Below are 13,571 nucleotides of genomic sequence, written 5' to 3'. Positions count from 1 at the left end.
TGGCTGCCGCAGCCTCCCTCATGCCTGCACCCGCGATAGAGAGCCTTCTGGTTTCATTGCGGCTGGGGCCGATGTTCCTGTTTGCTCCCCCGTTTTCCTTGATGCGTATTCCGGCGCGCGTGCGCGTGGTCTGCGTGCTCGGGTGCGCCACCGCGCTGGCGGCGCTGGCCAGGCCCGTGGGTGCCCTATCCTCGGGGCAGTTGCTGTCGGCGATGGCGGGAGAGTTGCTACTCGGCGCAGTGATTGCGTTCTCATGGCAGGCGGCGTTTGCCGGGCTGCTGTTTGCGGGCCGGGTGCTGGATCTGCAGGCCGGATTCGGCATGGCATTGATCATCGATCCCGCTACCCGCGCGCAGACACCGCTGTTCGGCACGCTTCTGGCACTGGGTGGCGGCGTGGTATTTTTTGCCGGCAATGTTCACCACGAGGTCTTGCGGCTGCTGGCAGCACTCAATGAATGGCTGCCGCCCGGCAGCATGACATTGGCGCTGGATTCCTCGGTACTGGCCTCTTATCTGGGCAAGGTCATGTCAGTCGGGCTGGTCACGACGGCTGTCGCAATCGTGGTCCTGTTCCTGATCGACCTTGCGCTCGCCTTCCTTTCCCGCGTGTTGCCGCAGATGAACGTGCTCATGCTCGGTTTGCAGGTCAAGAGCATTGTCTCGGTGCTGGTGCTGGGTCTCAGCCTTGCTTTGCTTGGGCCGGTGATGGTACGGCTGTCGGCGCTGGCGGCATCGTTTGTTCCGCATTTGCTCGGAGCCTCGCGATGAGCGATGCGGAACAGAATCGCAGCGAACAGGCCACGCCGTACAAGCTGGAGCGCGCGCGCCAGAAGGGCACCGTTTCCCGCAGTGCCGAATGGAGCATGGTCACGGCATTCGCCGCAGTGGCAATGGCGTGCTATTGGCGTGGCGATGCCTGGGCACGGCAGTTTTCCCGGGAGGTCGCGCGGGCGTTGCTGGCGGCGGGTCAGGATGCCTGGCTTGCCAGTTCGATGCATTTGCTGGCTACCACGGCCTTCCTGATGGTGCCAGTGATCTCGGTCGCGATCCTGGGTGCGGCAGTGCCGGCGTTGCTGCAGACGCGCTTTCTGTTTGCTCCGCAAGCGCTGCGCGTCGACTGGACACGGGTGAACCCGGTCAAGGGATTCAGGCGCATTTTCTCGAAAGAAACCCTGGTGCAGGGCCTGAAGGGTATTGTCAAACTGCTGGTCTACGCGGCGATCACCGGCTGGGTTGCCCGCACCGCAATGCAGGGTGCGCTACAGGTGCCGGCAACCGCGGCGGATCTGTCTCGCCTGCTGGCGGGAGCGGCGACTCGGCTGGTGATGCTGCTGTTGTCGGCGGCACTGGTATTCGCCGTCGCTGACAGGCTCTGGGTCCGGCATAGCTTCATGCAATCGATGCGGATGAGCCGCCGAGAGCAACGCGAGGAAATGCGGCAGCGCGAAGGGGATCCCCGCATCCGGGCGCGCCGTCGCCAAGTGCAGCGAGAGTTGGTCAAGCATGCGCAGAGCTTGCGCAACGTGCGTGACGCTGATTTTCTCGTGACGAATCCAACGCATTTCGCAGTGGGCTTGCGCTATCGGCCGGAGCAGATGTCCGCGCCCAGGGTGGTGGCCAAAGGCGGAGGGGAGTTGGCTCGCCGGCTGCGGCGCCTGGCTTTCATCTACGGAGTGCCGGTCGTCGAATCTCGCGCTCTGGCGCGCACGTTGTTCTACCGGACGCCGCTGGATGGCGAGGTGCCGTCCGCACTGTATGCGGACACGGCAAATGTCTATCTGCAATCGCGGCGGATGAGGGGCGGGCGATGAACGCGCTGCGGATGACTTTAGGCAAGCAGGCAGATCTCGCGCTGGTCGCCTGTGTCGTGGCGATTCTGCTGCTGCTCTTCACTCCCATTCCCGCGGCGCTGCTCGATCTGCTGATCATCGTCAATCTCGCGTTCGCCCTGGCCATCCTGTTGCTGACGTTCTATGTGGCACAGCCGGTGGACTTCTCGACCTTTCCGTCACTGCTGCTGCTGGCCACTCTGTTCCGACTCTCCCTAAGCATTGCGGCGACGCGGCTGATTCTCTCGAAGGCACAGGCAGGACATGTGATTGCCGCCATCGGGAAATTCGTGGTGCAAGGTAATTTCGTCATCGGCTTCATCGTTTTCCTGATTCTGGTCGTCGTTCAATACATCGTGGTCACAGGCGGTGCGCAACGTGTATCGGAGGTGGCGGCCCGTTTCGCGCTCGATGGCATGCCCGGCCAGCAGATGAGTATCGATGCCGACCTGAACATGGGCCTGATTGACCAGGCAGAGGCACAGAGGCGACGCAAGTCGCTTGAAAAGGAGGCGGGCTTCTACGGCGCGATGGATGGAGCGAGCAAGTTCGTCAAGGGCGACGCGATCGCCGGGATACTGATCCTGCTGATCAATGTCCTGGCGGGCTGGATCGTCGGCATCGCGCAGATGGGGATGGGCTGGCAGCAGGCTCTGCAGACCTTCACCCTGCTCACCATCGGCGACGGCATCGTGACGCAGGTGCCGGCCCTGATCATCTCCGTGGCGACTGGCCTGATTGTCACGCGTTCATCGTCGGACCAGCAACTCGGCATCGTGGTCGGGCAGCAGTTGTTCCGGTTCCCCAAGGTCCAATGGCTGGTTTCGATCGCCATGCTGGCCTTGCTGCTGTTGCCAGGCATGCCGGGATGGCTGGCGCTGGTCATCGGGCCCGTCATGATCCTAGGCTGGCTGCTGAGGCGAACCAGCGCCGGCGCGCGGGAGGAAGCCGGGGGCGAAGGGGCAGCACAGGCCGCGCCGGAAACCGCCACGTTCTCGGCCCAGCCCGCGCCGATCGAGATCGGTTTCGGGAGCGTCCTGGGCGCGGCGCTGGCGTCGCAACGTCCCGCGCTTGCCGGGCGTGCGCTCGCATTGCGGCAGGACATCCAGCAAGAGCTGGGAGTGATGCTGCCCGAGATCGCATTCAAGGAGCAACTGACGCTGCCGCCCGATGACTATCGTATTTCGCTGTTTGGCAGTCGCTACGGACAAGCGGCGCTCTATCCGGAGCGGATGATGGCCATCCACGCTTCCGACAATGGCGAGTCGCTTCCGGGCGTGCGCACGCGGGATCCTGCGTTCGGCTTGCCCGCAGTCTGGATGGATGCCGAGGAGACAGCATCGGCCAAGCGAAAGGGATACACGATCGTCGATCCGGTCACGGTGTTGATGACCCATCTCACGGAGGTCATCAAGCTCAATCTCGTTCAGCTGGTTTCGCGGGCAGCCGTGGTGAATTTGCTGGATGAGGTTCGTGCCAGGCAGCCCGGCCTGGTCGAGGAAATGGTGCCGGCGTTGCTGAGCGTGACCGATATCCAGCAGGTGCTCTGCAATCTGCTGGCCGAACACGTCTCGATACGGAATATGGATCGCATCGCCGAGGTCCTGGTGGATACGGGGCGGCACGAGAAAGATACGGCGCGACTGGGCGAAGCGGTGCGGCAGCGCCTGGGCCACCAGATCTGCCAGGCCCTGCGCGGGGAAAACGACGCATTGTCCGTCCTGACACTGGACCCGGCGCTGGAGAGCCGGGTGCTGGACAACCTGCGGTCGGCCGAAGACGGCGCAGCAGGGCCGGTGCTGGAGCCGGCCCTGGCGGAGCAACTGCTGTCCCGCCTGCTGGCGCAGACCGAGGCAATGATGCGGCAGAGCCAGTCGCCGGTGTTGTTGTGCCGGCCGGAGATTCGCCGCGCTATCAAGCTGTTCACGCAGCGCGTGGTGCCCCGGCTTGCGGTGGTGGGAGTCAACGAGATCCCGCCCTCGATGAATCTCAGGGCGTTCGGTGTCGTCAACATCAACTAGTGTGGCCACAAGGCAAACAGGACGAGTGAATCCAATGACTGAATTGATGCGCATCTCGACTCAGCTATTGTCGATTGCTTCGCAGCGGCTCGAAAGCGCCGCCAGGAACATCGCCAATGCAACCACCGCAGGGTATAAGCGCGAGGTGTCCTTTGCCGAGCAACTCGGTATGGCCGGACGTGGCATGCCTGCGCTGCGCGTGGCAAGCGATTTCCTCCAGGGCAAATTGGTAAACAGCGGCAATCCACTTGACCTCGCGTTGGCCAGTTCCGGCTTTTTCGTACTTCGCAATGAATCAGGCGGGGCGGGCGTCGAGTATGCACGCGCGGGGCGCTTCGTCCTCGATGCGTCCGGTCGCGTGACCAGTGCGCAAGGCCAGGCGCTGCAGGGAACGGGAGGCGATATCGTGGTGCGTGGCGCCCAATGGCGCGTCACTCACGACGGTACCGTGCTGGACAACGGCATGCCGGTGGATCGTTTGCTCATCGTGGATTTCGCCGAACCCGCGAGGCTTGTGCGAAGCCATGCTGGCTTTACCGCCGGCGCGGACCCGCGGGAGGTCGAGCGGCCAACGGTCGTGCAGGGTAGCTATGAGGCATCCAATGTCTCCAGCGCGGACGACATGCTGCGCCTGATGGCAGCGCTGCGCGAAGCCGAAGGCGGCCAGAGAGTGGTGAGGGCATACGACGAGATGCTCGGCACCGTATTGCAGCGCATTGGGGAGATTTCCTGACCATGAACGGCGCGTTCTATATCGGTGCGACGGGGCTGCTCGCACAGCAGGGTGCGGTCGATATCGTCGGCCACAATATCGCCAATGTGAATACGGTGGCATTCAAGCGTGGCATTGCGGACTTCGTCACGCTGGTAGCCTCGGCGCCGTCTGCGGTGCGTGCCACTTCGTCTGCGCCGTCCGGCGACCCGGTGGACCAGGGCGTGATGCTTGTCTCCGGACTTCGGACATTTTCTCAAGGCGAGCTGCGGGAGACCGGCAATGCCATGGACCTGGCTATCCGCGGCGAGGGTTTTGTCGAGTTGCAGTCCGCAGGCGGGGAGCCGCTGCTGTGGCGCGGCGGTACCTTGCATGTTGACGACGACGGTCATCTGGCCGTCGCCTCCGGCGAGACCTTGAAGGCGACCATTGCAGTGCCCTCCGATGCGAGCGGAATCACGATCGACGCGGAAGGCCGGATTCGCGCCACGGTACCGGATCGGGCTGAGTCTGTGGAACTCGGTCAACTGGAACTCGTGCTTGCCGCCGATGTGCGCGCGCTGCGCCCACGTGGCGAAGGTATCTTCGAGGCCGACGAGAACGCCGCATTGACGCGGCTCAAACCTGGCGAGGAACGTGCGGGGGCGATGGTGCAGGGTTTTCTCGAACGCTCGAATGTTCAGTTGTCCGACGAGATGGTCAACCTGTTGATTTTTCAGCGTGCCTATGCCGCCAATGCCCGTGTCGTGCAGGCGGGCGACGAGTTGATGGGTATCGTCAACGGATTGCGTCGCTGATGGAGACACTGGCCCGCCGTGTGCCGCTGGTCCTTCTGGGCCTTCTTAGCCTGTTGTCGACCGGCTCCGAAGGCGCCGATGCCGCAGGCTTGGTGCATTTTCGCGATACGGCGGTGGTGTCGTCCTGCGATATCCGCTTCTCCGAGGTGGCCGATTTGTCGGCGTTACCGCCCGTCCTGCGTGAACCCGCCGAACGTTTGAGCCTGGGCACGCTGGCCGGCGCCGGCATGCGGTTGCCGGCGGATCGCCTTGCCACGCGTGCGCGGCGGCAGATTCCGGCGCTGGCGCCGTGGCTGAGCGCAGATGACGACAGCGAGGTGACGGTGCGATTTCCGCCTGGCGGTTGCACTGCAAGGCCCGATGCGACCGGCCCGCGTCGGCGTGCCGCGCCAACGGGGCTGATGCTCTCCCAGGCGGTGCCGCCGGGATTGGCACTGCGCACGGGCGATGTGCATACCGCCAATTGCCGTCCGGAGCGCGAGGCGGGTCGTTCGGTCAGATTTTCCGCCGGTCGCGGCATCGTGATCGCACGTGAAACACTGGCGGCTGGCAGTTGCCTGCCATCGTATCTGCATGGCTTCCTTGCCACGATACGCAAGGGCGATCCGGTCGAGATCGTGGCGCGTCAGGGGGCCGTGACCATCTCGCGTCGGGCGCTCTCGTTGCAGAGCGGCCGTAGTGGCCAGGTCACGGCATATGGCTTGGCAGATGGCAGGGTTATGCAACTGGCGGCAACGGAGGAAGGCAGATGATGTGCGCCATGGCTCGTCGCATAAGCGCATTCGGATTGGCCGCATTGACGCTCGGCCCGGCCGTGGCAGCCGATCTGTTTTCGGCGACGGAGCATCGCGCACTGGTGGGGGATCGGCGCGCAGCACGGCAGGGAGACATAGTCACGATCCTGGCCTACGAGAACTCCAGCGCATCCAATACCGCCGACACCTCCACCAGCACCAGTTTCAGCGTTCAGGCCAATGTGTCCGTGCTCGATGCGCGCCGCAATGGCGCTGCACTGGGTGCATCGGACAGTTATGGCGGCCGTGGCCGTATCCAGCGCACCGGGAGGCTACTGGCGCAACTGAGTGCAGCGGTGGTCGAGGTCATGCCCAACGGCGACCTGCGCGTAGCAGGCGAGCAGCGCATCGATGTCAATGGCGAGAAGACGGGAATTCGCCTGGATGGCCGAGTCCGCGCCACGGACATCGGACCCAACAACACGGTGATATCGAGCCGGCTTGCCGATGCGCATATCGATTACACCGGCGACGGCTTCATTACCGATCGAGCCAAGCCGGGCTTGATTCCACGCATTCTGGCATGGTTGGGACTATGGTGAGGCATCTTCGTCTCTGGTTCGCACTGATCATGGCGATCGGGTTGCCGCCATCCGCCTGGTGTGCCGATGCGGAAGTCCGCCTCAAGGATCTCGGCCGCTTTCTGGGCTGGCGCGACAATATGCTGGTTGGCTACGGCATCGTCACCGGCCTCGCCGGCTCAGGTGACAGCAGTCGTCATCAGGCGACCCGGCAGGCACTCGCGAATGTGCTGTCGAATTTCGATGCGGCGGTCGGTCCCGAGCAACTGCAGAGCCGCAACGTGGCGGCGGTGATGGTGTCGGGTACGCTGCCGCCATCGGCACACGTTGGCGACAAGCTGGACATCAATGTCACTTCCATCGGCGATGCCAGGAGCCTGAGCGGAGGCACGTTGATCATGACGCCGCTTCGCGGACCGGACCGGGAAGTCTACGCGCTGGCACAGGGGCCGGTATCGGTCGGTGGATTCCGTTATGACGCCAACGGCAACCTGCAGCAGAAGAATCATCCCACGGTCGGGCTGGTACCGGCGGGCGCTACCGTGGAACGTCAGGTCGTTTCGCCACTGACGCTGCAGGATGGGCAGATCGTCTTCTTGCTCAAGGATGCCGATGCGTCTACCGCCGATCGCGTCGCAGCGCGCATCAACGAAACGTTCGGCACAGGTATTGCCAGCCTGCGCGACGCGCAGTCGGTGGCGATTCGCGCGCAAGGCGGCGCCGCGGGTCTTGCCGCTTTCGTGGCCCGCGTGGAGCGGCTCATGGTCATGCCGGACTGGGCGGCAAGGGTGGTGATCAGCGAACGTACCGGCACGGTAGTGGCAGGCGGTAACGTTCGCATTGGCGCCATTGCCATTTCGCACGGTGACTTGCGCATTTCGGTGACTACCGAGTACAGCGCTTCCCAGCCTGGTCTGATCACCGTGGCGGGACCGCAGGTGCGCAGCCTGGTGATAGGCAACAGTGAACTGAAGGTCGCCGAATCGCCGAAAACGGTCGCAGCGACGTTTCCCAATACCACTGTCGGCGATCTCGTGCAGTCACTGGCCAGGCTTCAGGTCAGCACGCGCGACATCATTTCCATCCTGCAGGCGATCAAGGCTGCCGGCGCCTTGTATGCCGACATCATCGTGCAATAGCCGGCGCGACAGACCAAGAGCAGACCATCCAACATCATGCCAGATATCACTATCGCCACTGTCGCGCGCGCACTCGATGGGCTCGACGCGCGCGCATTCGCCACTGCCCACAACATTGCCAATCTTGGCAGTCCTGGTTTCTTGCCGGTGCGCGTGTCATTTGAGCGCTCTCTGCAGCAGGCCCTGATGATGGCCGAACCATCGAAGGTGCGCGCGGCCCCGATCGATGCCACGAGGGAACTCCCGGCAACCGTGGGAGGATTGCGCCCCGATCTCGAACTGAGCCTGGCCAGTGACACCGCGAGCCGTTTTGCCGTGCTGACGGCATTGGCGGACCGGCAGTTCCAATTGCACTCGCTGGCACTCAAGGGGGTGCTGTGACTGCGGCCGGCACGATTGCCGCCATCGCGCGCTCGGGCATGGAGGTCGAATGGCAGCGCATCGAAGTCATTGCGCGCAATCTCGCCAACGCCGGGACCACCCGCATGGCCAGCGGAGAGGCGTATGTGCCGCAGCGCCTGATTTCCGGTCCGGCGTTCATGACGCAGGCCGGCGTCGCGCCGTGGCCTGCCGACGCCAGGCCGGCGGGTGGTGTCCGGATCTATGGAATCGAAGCCATGGACACGCAGCCCCGGCTGATGCATGAGCCTGCCCATCCCCATGCAGATGCGAACGGCAATGTCGCCTATCCGGGAATCGACCATGCCGCGGAGATGACTTTGCTGATCCAGTCACAACGCATTTACGAAGCCAATGTCGCCGTATACAACCTCGCGCGCACCATGTATGCGCGTGCGCTCGAAATAGGGAGCCGCTCTTGAGTACCGCTGCGTTGGACTCCATTGGCTTGGCCGCGCACGCCACCGCCGCCAGTCTTCCCGGCGAGTTGGCCAACCAGCCTCTGTCATTGGTGTCTGGCGGGTTCGCCGGGCAGTTGCTGGATGGCGCCATGCGTGCCGATGCCGCCATGCTGACGGCACAAGACATGACCCGGCACTTTGCCGCTGGCGAAAACCTGCCGCCACACCAGGTCATGCTGGCGCTCGAGGAGGCCCGCCAGTCTTTTCAACTGGTGCTTCAGGTCCGAACGCGACTGGTCGAGGGGTACCAGGAATTGATGCGCATGCAACTTTAAGGAAATCCCCATGCCTGGAATATTCTCGCTGGTGACTTCGCTGTCGCCGTCACGACGGCTCGCTTTGGGGGCAGGCGCCGCGGCGATCCTGGCGGGCGCGGTCCTGGCGCTCGTGTGGGCTGTCCAGCCGCGCTACGAGGTACTGTTCCGCGACCTGAACCATCAGGACGCCGGCGCCGTCGTCGCGGAACTGGAAAAGTCCGGGGTGCCGTACCGCGTGTCGGACGACGGCACTTCCGTGCTGGTGCCGGAAGGGGAACAGCGTGCCATGCGCCTGAAGGTGATGAGTGGCAGCATTCATCTCCAGGGCGTAGCCGGGCTGGAGTTGTTCGAGCATGCTGATCTGGGCTTGACCGAATTCGCGCAGAAGGTCAATTTCCAGCGTGCCCTGCAGGGGGAACTGGCGCGCACCATCATGAGCCTTGACGAGGTCCGTCTGGCGCGCGTTCACCTGTCCTTGCCGGAGGCGACGCTGTATCGCCGCGATGACATCCGTCCGCGCGCGTCAGTGGCGATCTTCCTGAACGAAGGCGAGGTGCTTGCCGAGGCCACAGTCAACGGCATTCGCCGGCTGGTGGCCGCGGCGGTGCCGCAGCTCGATCTTGCCGATGTCGCCATCCTCGACCAGCACGGTACGCCGGCGGTGTCGGCAGAGCCAGAGGTGCGCAATCCGGTGCTGGCGCAGAAGCTGGCGTTGGAACAGTACTATGCGCGCAAGATCCGGGCGCAGATCGAGCCACTGGCTCGTCCTGCGCCGTTCGTAGTCGCCGTCAACGCGGAACTGGACCCAGACAGTCGTCGCCTGAGCCGCGACGAGCAGGTGAGGGTCCCGCAGGGCCGCTGGAGGGATGGCGAGGCGGACCGGCGCGAGCCGCTGCCTTTGCCAGCCGGCGTCGGCGAAGCTGCTGGCAGCGATATTGGGGGGGTACGGCGCGCACCTCTGCCGGTATTCCAATCCTCGCAGGAAGAGAAGACGGCACGCCGGTTGGAGGAAACGGTCAGCGCACCGGGAACGCTGCGGCGCTTGTCTGTCGGGATACTGGTGGAACGCGCGCTGGAGCCCGCGGAGCAGGAGCGCGTTCGCAACCTGGTGACAGTCGCTGCGGGGCTGGATTCACGGCGCGGCGATGTGGTTACTGTCGACGCGCATGAGCGACTGTCTGGCGAGCATGCGAGCGCATCGGATGACATCGCCGATATGCGGTATGGCGGCGCCGCACCGCGAACGCCTCCCCAAAAGGAGACGACGGACAGGAATATCGAAAACCTGATGGTCCATGCCTCCGGCTTGGCGGCGCTGGCTGTCCTGATCTGCGCAGGGCTCTATGCCGGCCTGCGGCATTTTCTCAGGCGCGCTCCGCGCCAGCCGCGGCTGACCATGCAGCAACGCGAGGAGCACGTGCGGCGTCTGCGTGAATTGCTTGCCAGCGGGAGCGACGATGCTGCCGCATGAAAAGGCGCGCTCCCTGCGCCGTGCGGTGGCCAGGCTCGCCGAACTGTCGGCCGAGGACAGCGAGGCCGTCTTGGGGGCGTTGACGGCAGAGGAACGCCACATCCTTGCACCGCTGCTGGTCAAGGTGCATGGCGACGACGCCGCGGAGACGGCAAGGAGGCGCGAGCCGGACGCCGCTGCCGCGCAAGACGCCATCGATCCGCGTGTGGCGGATCTGTCGCAGGTGCGTGCATTGGTGCAAGGCTTGCCGCCCTGGCTGCAGTCATGCGCCGCCATGGCGCTGTCGCATCCGGCAGAAGGCGATGGGGTCTGCCAGCATGCACCGTCTTCGGAGGTGGCGATGACGCGCGCCACACGTGCTGCATTGGCGCAACAACTGCGGGGTCTCGCGTTGCGTGAGCTTGTAGCGGAGCCAGCACGGTCGGATGGAACCGGCCGACCGCAAGATGGAACCTGGTGGCGCCGCCTTTTCCGCCGTCGCATGGGGCCATCGTGACACGCCTGCATAAAGCAATCGATGTGGCCATCGCGGAAGACCGCAAGCGCGTGACGCCGTCCGCGACGGAAAACTTACCGACGGGCGTAGCGCATGCCGGGGCGGTTGGCGGAGCCTTGGCGCGGCCCCGGGCCGGGCCGGATCCACGGCAAATCGAGTTGGCCACGCTGGCGGATGAACTGACGGCCTGCCGGGAAGAGGTTGCCGCTCGCGAAAAAGCGGCTTATGACGAGGGGTCGAAGGCGGGGCTTGCGGCGGGCATGCGCATTGGCCGGGAGCAGGCTGATCAGGATGAGGCCGTGCGCATCGCCTTGATTGGCAAAGGCGTAGCCGCGGCCCGCGAAACACTGGCGGCGAAATTGACCAGTCTGGATGCAATGGCGGTAGCCGTGGCGGTAGCGGCGCTCGAGCGCATGCTTGGATCGTCCGCCGAGCGTGCCTCGCTGGTGGCCGAGATTGTGCGGCACCGCCTGGCGTTGCTGGGACGCAAGGCGGTGCTGGAGGTCGACATTTCCGCAGCGGATTTCCACGACGAAGCATTGTTGCGCGCGAGTCTTCCCGACGGCCAGTACGTGACGCTGCGGATCGATCCCGATCTGCCCTCTGGCGCCTGTCTGCTGCACACGGAGTTCGAGCACATGGATGCCGGTATCGATTCGCAACTGGCCGCGTTGCGCAAGTGCATCGAGGTGTCGAATGACTGACTCGGTGCATCCCGTGCTGCGCGCGCTGAGGGACTTCGATCCCGTGCCGCGCTTCGGCCTGGTTACTCGCCTGCGTGCCACCGCGATCGAGGCGGATGGCCCGCCGTCGGCGTTGGGCGCGGTATGCGAGATTGGGGCCAAGGATGGCTGCATCCGTGCCGAGGTTATCGGCGTCGAGCGAGGGCGCATTGTGCTGGCACCCTATGGATCGGCTGCCGCAGTGCGTCTTGGCGACCGGGTGCACAAGAGCCTTGGCGGCCATGGCGTGCGCGTTGGCGAGGGTTTTCTGGGGCGTGTTCTCGATCCCTTCGGCGTGCCGATCGATGGTGCTGGTCCGGTGGGCGGCGCCACGCGGCTACAGCCCTTGGCGGGTTATCCACCTGGCCCTCTCGACCGTTTGCCGCCGAGCGCTCGGCTTGACACCGGCATTCGCGCGCTGGATACGCTGCTGCCGCTTGCCAAGGGGCAGCGGGTTGGGCTTTTCGCTGGTAGCGGGGTGGGAAAGACCTCGCTTCTGGGTGGGCTGGCGCGTCATGTCGAGGCCGATCATTGCGTGCTGTGCTTGATCGGAGAGCGTGGCCGGGAGGCCGAGGAACTGTGGCGCGAGGCATTGCCGGAAGCCACGCGGCGGCGCTCGGTAATGGTGCTGGCCACCTCCGATCTTTCCGCCGCGCTGCGTGCGCGAGCCATGTGGACGGCATTGGCTCACGCCGAAGCGCTGTCGCAGCAAGGTGCCCATGTGCTGTTCCTGGTGGACTCGATCACGCGCTTCGCCATGGCGCTGCGGGAGATCGGTTTGTCGGCTGGCGAGCCGCCTACGGTACGGGCTTACCCACCGAGTGTGTTCGGCTTGCTGCCCAAGGTGGTGGAGCGTTGCGGGGTGTTCCGTGCACGCGGCGCCATCACGGCGATCATGACGATCCTTGCGGAATCCGACGAGATCGACGACCCGATGGCGGAGACGATGCGCTCGCTGCTCGACGGCCATATCGTGTTGTCACGCGATCTGGCCGAGCGAGGCCACTATCCCGCCATCGAGATCACGCGCAGCGTCAGCCGGGCGGCACAGCGAGTGGAGACGCCGCAGGACACCGCTTTGCGGCTGGAAGCTGTCTCGTTGCTGGCGTGCTACGAGGGTGCGAAGCTGCTGGTCGAATCCGGTGCTTATGCGGCAGGCAGCGATTCCCTGACCGACCGTGCAATCGAGCTGTACCCGGCTTTGCTCGAGTTCCTGCGCCAGGATCTGGGTGAGGCGGTCCCGGCCAGCACCGCGAGCGCGACGTTGATGCGCGTGCTGAAGGGGGCGCGGTGAAGGCATGGAAGGCTTTGCCGGTACTCGCCGCCATCATGCGGCTGCGCGAACAGGAACGCGAGCGTGCCCAGGCTGTGGTACGAGGAGCGCGGTCGAATCTGGCGGGTGCCACGGTACGGAGGCTCGCATGCAGCGGCGAGCTGGCACGCCAGGGCACGGCCTGGCATGCAGGGGTGTTGCCGGGCGCAGAACTCGATCCGCTGGCGCTGGGCAACTGGAATGCTGTTCTGGACTGCTCACGCAGCCGTGAAGCCAGCGCGATCGCCGACGAGGCCGAGGCGCGCCGCTGTCTGCAGGTTGCGCTGACGGGACTGGCTGCCGCCCAGGCGCGGCTGCAGGCGGTTAGCGCGATGCAGAAGAAAGGCCGCAGGATATTGCGGCATCAGAACGACATGGCGCTTCAGCGGCGGCTTGAAGATCGATGGGCGTCACGGCAGGAGGAGGAATGAAAATCGCGTCGACGATGCAGGTGATACCCCTGGAAAGGCGCGTGGGGGATACATCCGCACATGGAAACTTCCAGCAATTGCTGCATAGCATGGAGCAGCGCATGTGGGATGCGCAGCGGGGAGCGAGACAACCCGGCAGTGGGGGGGGGAACCTTGCCGTTCCCACATGCTGTTGGTATTGCGCGGTTGCAGCGAGGCAGCCCGCCG

General features: G+C 64.7%; 16 protein-coding genes. All 16 read left to right on the top strand.

The genetic code is table 11. The features are described 5' to 3' along the window. The first annotated feature begins 20 nt into the window (after positions 1-20). Genes AC3WXD_RS05090 through AC3WXD_RS05015 form a run of 16 tightly spaced genes read left to right on the top strand, consistent with a single transcriptional unit; the run spans position 21 to position 13,364 of the window. Positions 21-770, top strand: a complete 750-nt coding sequence (locus tag AC3WXD_RS05090; protein ID WP_454733455.1) for a flagellar biosynthetic protein FliR — start codon at positions 21-23, stop codon at positions 768-770. Continuing rightward, the gene (locus tag AC3WXD_RS05085; RefSeq protein WP_020202921.1) at positions 767-1,813 is read left to right on the top strand and encodes an EscU/YscU/HrcU family type III secretion system export apparatus switch protein; all 1,047 of its coding nucleotides are present in this window, start codon (positions 767-769) and stop codon (positions 1,811-1,813) included. The genes AC3WXD_RS05090 and AC3WXD_RS05085 overlap by 4 nt, the downstream gene beginning before the upstream one ends. Further along, entirely contained in the window at positions 1,810-3,852 is a 2,043-nt protein-coding gene (locus AC3WXD_RS05080) for a flagellar biosynthesis protein FlhA (RefSeq protein ID WP_454733453.1), read from the top strand. Before AC3WXD_RS05085 ends, AC3WXD_RS05080 begins: the two co-directional genes overlap by 4 nt. 34 nt (positions 3,853-3,886) lie before the next feature. Continuing rightward, positions 3,887-4,585 carry a flagellar hook-basal body protein gene (locus AC3WXD_RS05075; protein WP_454733452.1) on the top strand — a complete coding sequence of 233 codons (699 nt, stop codon included), beginning with the start codon at positions 3,887-3,889 and terminating at the stop codon, positions 4,583-4,585. Between the two features lie 2 nt (positions 4,586-4,587). Continuing rightward, complete coding sequence (locus AC3WXD_RS05070) at positions 4,588-5,361, top strand: flagellar hook-basal body protein (protein WP_492323195.1); 774 nt, start codon at positions 4,588-4,590, stop codon at positions 5,359-5,361. After that, positions 5,361-6,113 (top strand): hypothetical protein, encoded by a 753-nt coding sequence (locus AC3WXD_RS05065; protein WP_492323194.1) that lies wholly within the window; start codon positions 5,361-5,363, stop codon positions 6,111-6,113. Before AC3WXD_RS05070 ends, AC3WXD_RS05065 begins: the two co-directional genes overlap by 1 nt. Further along, the gene (locus AC3WXD_RS05060; protein ID WP_492323193.1) at positions 6,110-6,697 is read left to right on the top strand and encodes a flagellar basal body L-ring protein FlgH; all 588 of its coding nucleotides are present in this window, start codon (positions 6,110-6,112) and stop codon (positions 6,695-6,697) included. Before AC3WXD_RS05065 ends, AC3WXD_RS05060 begins: the two co-directional genes overlap by 4 nt. Positions 6,698-6,726: 29 nt before the next feature. Next, positions 6,727-7,815, top strand: coding sequence for a flagellar basal body P-ring protein FlgI (flgI, locus tag AC3WXD_RS05055; RefSeq protein WP_454733448.1), 1,089 nt, complete (start codon positions 6,727-6,729; stop codon positions 7,813-7,815). A gap of 36 nt (positions 7,816-7,851) precedes the next feature. Continuing rightward, the gene (locus AC3WXD_RS05050; protein WP_492323192.1) at positions 7,852-8,196 is read left to right on the top strand and encodes a hypothetical protein; all 345 of its coding nucleotides are present in this window, start codon (positions 7,852-7,854) and stop codon (positions 8,194-8,196) included. Beyond that, entirely contained in the window at positions 8,193-8,636 is a 444-nt protein-coding gene (gene flgC / locus AC3WXD_RS05045; protein ID WP_020205415.1) for a flagellar basal body rod protein FlgC, read from the top strand. The genes AC3WXD_RS05050 and flgC overlap by 4 nt, the downstream gene beginning before the upstream one ends. Then, on the top strand, positions 8,633-8,950 hold the full coding sequence (gene fliE / locus AC3WXD_RS05040; RefSeq protein ID WP_454733445.1) for a flagellar hook-basal body complex protein FliE: 318 nt from the start codon (positions 8,633-8,635) through the stop codon (positions 8,948-8,950). The genes flgC and fliE overlap by 4 nt, the downstream gene beginning before the upstream one ends. Before the next feature lie 10 nt (positions 8,951-8,960). Next, positions 8,961-10,403: a flagellar basal-body MS-ring/collar protein FliF gene (gene fliF, locus AC3WXD_RS05035; protein WP_492323191.1), complete on the top strand. Its 1,443-nt coding sequence runs from the start codon at positions 8,961-8,963 to the stop codon at positions 10,401-10,403. After that, positions 10,390-10,899 carry a hypothetical protein gene (locus tag AC3WXD_RS05030; RefSeq protein ID WP_492323190.1) on the top strand — a complete coding sequence of 170 codons (510 nt, stop codon included), beginning with the start codon at positions 10,390-10,392 and terminating at the stop codon, positions 10,897-10,899. Before fliF ends, AC3WXD_RS05030 begins: the two co-directional genes overlap by 14 nt. After that, entirely contained in the window at positions 10,896-11,603 is a 708-nt protein-coding gene (locus AC3WXD_RS05025) for a FliH/SctL family protein (RefSeq protein ID WP_454733442.1), read from the top strand. The genes AC3WXD_RS05030 and AC3WXD_RS05025 overlap by 4 nt, the downstream gene beginning before the upstream one ends. Continuing rightward, positions 11,596-12,915: a FliI/YscN family ATPase gene (locus AC3WXD_RS05020; RefSeq protein WP_454733441.1), complete on the top strand. Its 1,320-nt coding sequence runs from the start codon at positions 11,596-11,598 to the stop codon at positions 12,913-12,915. The genes AC3WXD_RS05025 and AC3WXD_RS05020 overlap by 8 nt, the downstream gene beginning before the upstream one ends. After that, positions 12,912-13,364: a hypothetical protein gene (locus tag AC3WXD_RS05015; protein ID WP_454733440.1), complete on the top strand. Its 453-nt coding sequence runs from the start codon at positions 12,912-12,914 to the stop codon at positions 13,362-13,364. The genes AC3WXD_RS05020 and AC3WXD_RS05015 overlap by 4 nt, the downstream gene beginning before the upstream one ends. The last annotated feature ends 207 nt before the right edge of the window (positions 13,365-13,571 follow it).

This window comes from Cupriavidus sp. FW216-B1 (genome assembly GCF_058789195.1).
This window is presented reverse-complemented; position numbering and strand designations above follow the sequence as displayed.

Bases quoted from the DNA above. Each gene is read 5' to 3' on its own strand.
- AC3WXD_RS05030 (WP_492323190.1), top strand. From the start codon at position 10,390: ATGCTGCCGCATGAAAAGGCGCGCTCCCTGCGCCGTGCGGTGGCCAGG.
- AC3WXD_RS05075 (WP_454733452.1), top strand. From the start codon at position 3,887: ATGACTGAATTGATGCGCATCTCGACTCAGCTATTGTCGATTGCTTCG.
- AC3WXD_RS05085 (WP_020202921.1), top strand. From the start codon at position 767: ATGAGCGATGCGGAACAGAATCGCAGCGAACAGGCCACGCCGTACAAG.
- fliF (WP_492323191.1), top strand. From the start codon at position 8,961: ATGCCTGGAATATTCTCGCTGGTGACTTCGCTGTCGCCGTCACGACGG.
- AC3WXD_RS05090 (WP_454733455.1), top strand. From the start codon at position 21: ATGCCTGCACCCGCGATAGAGAGCCTTCTGGTTTCATTGCGGCTGGGG.
- AC3WXD_RS05050 (WP_492323192.1), top strand. From the start codon at position 7,852: ATGCCAGATATCACTATCGCCACTGTCGCGCGCGCACTCGATGGGCTC.
- AC3WXD_RS05065 (WP_492323194.1), top strand. From the start codon at position 5,361: ATGGAGACACTGGCCCGCCGTGTGCCGCTGGTCCTTCTGGGCCTTCTT.
- flgI (WP_454733448.1), top strand. From the start codon at position 6,727: ATGGCGATCGGGTTGCCGCCATCCGCCTGGTGTGCCGATGCGGAAGTC.
- AC3WXD_RS05070 (WP_492323195.1), top strand. From the start codon at position 4,588: ATGAACGGCGCGTTCTATATCGGTGCGACGGGGCTGCTCGCACAGCAG.
- AC3WXD_RS05020 (WP_454733441.1), top strand. From the start codon at position 11,596: ATGACTGACTCGGTGCATCCCGTGCTGCGCGCGCTGAGGGACTTCGAT.
- AC3WXD_RS05080 (WP_454733453.1), top strand. From the start codon at position 1,810: ATGAACGCGCTGCGGATGACTTTAGGCAAGCAGGCAGATCTCGCGCTG.
- AC3WXD_RS05060 (WP_492323193.1), top strand. From the start codon at position 6,110: ATGATGTGCGCCATGGCTCGTCGCATAAGCGCATTCGGATTGGCCGCA.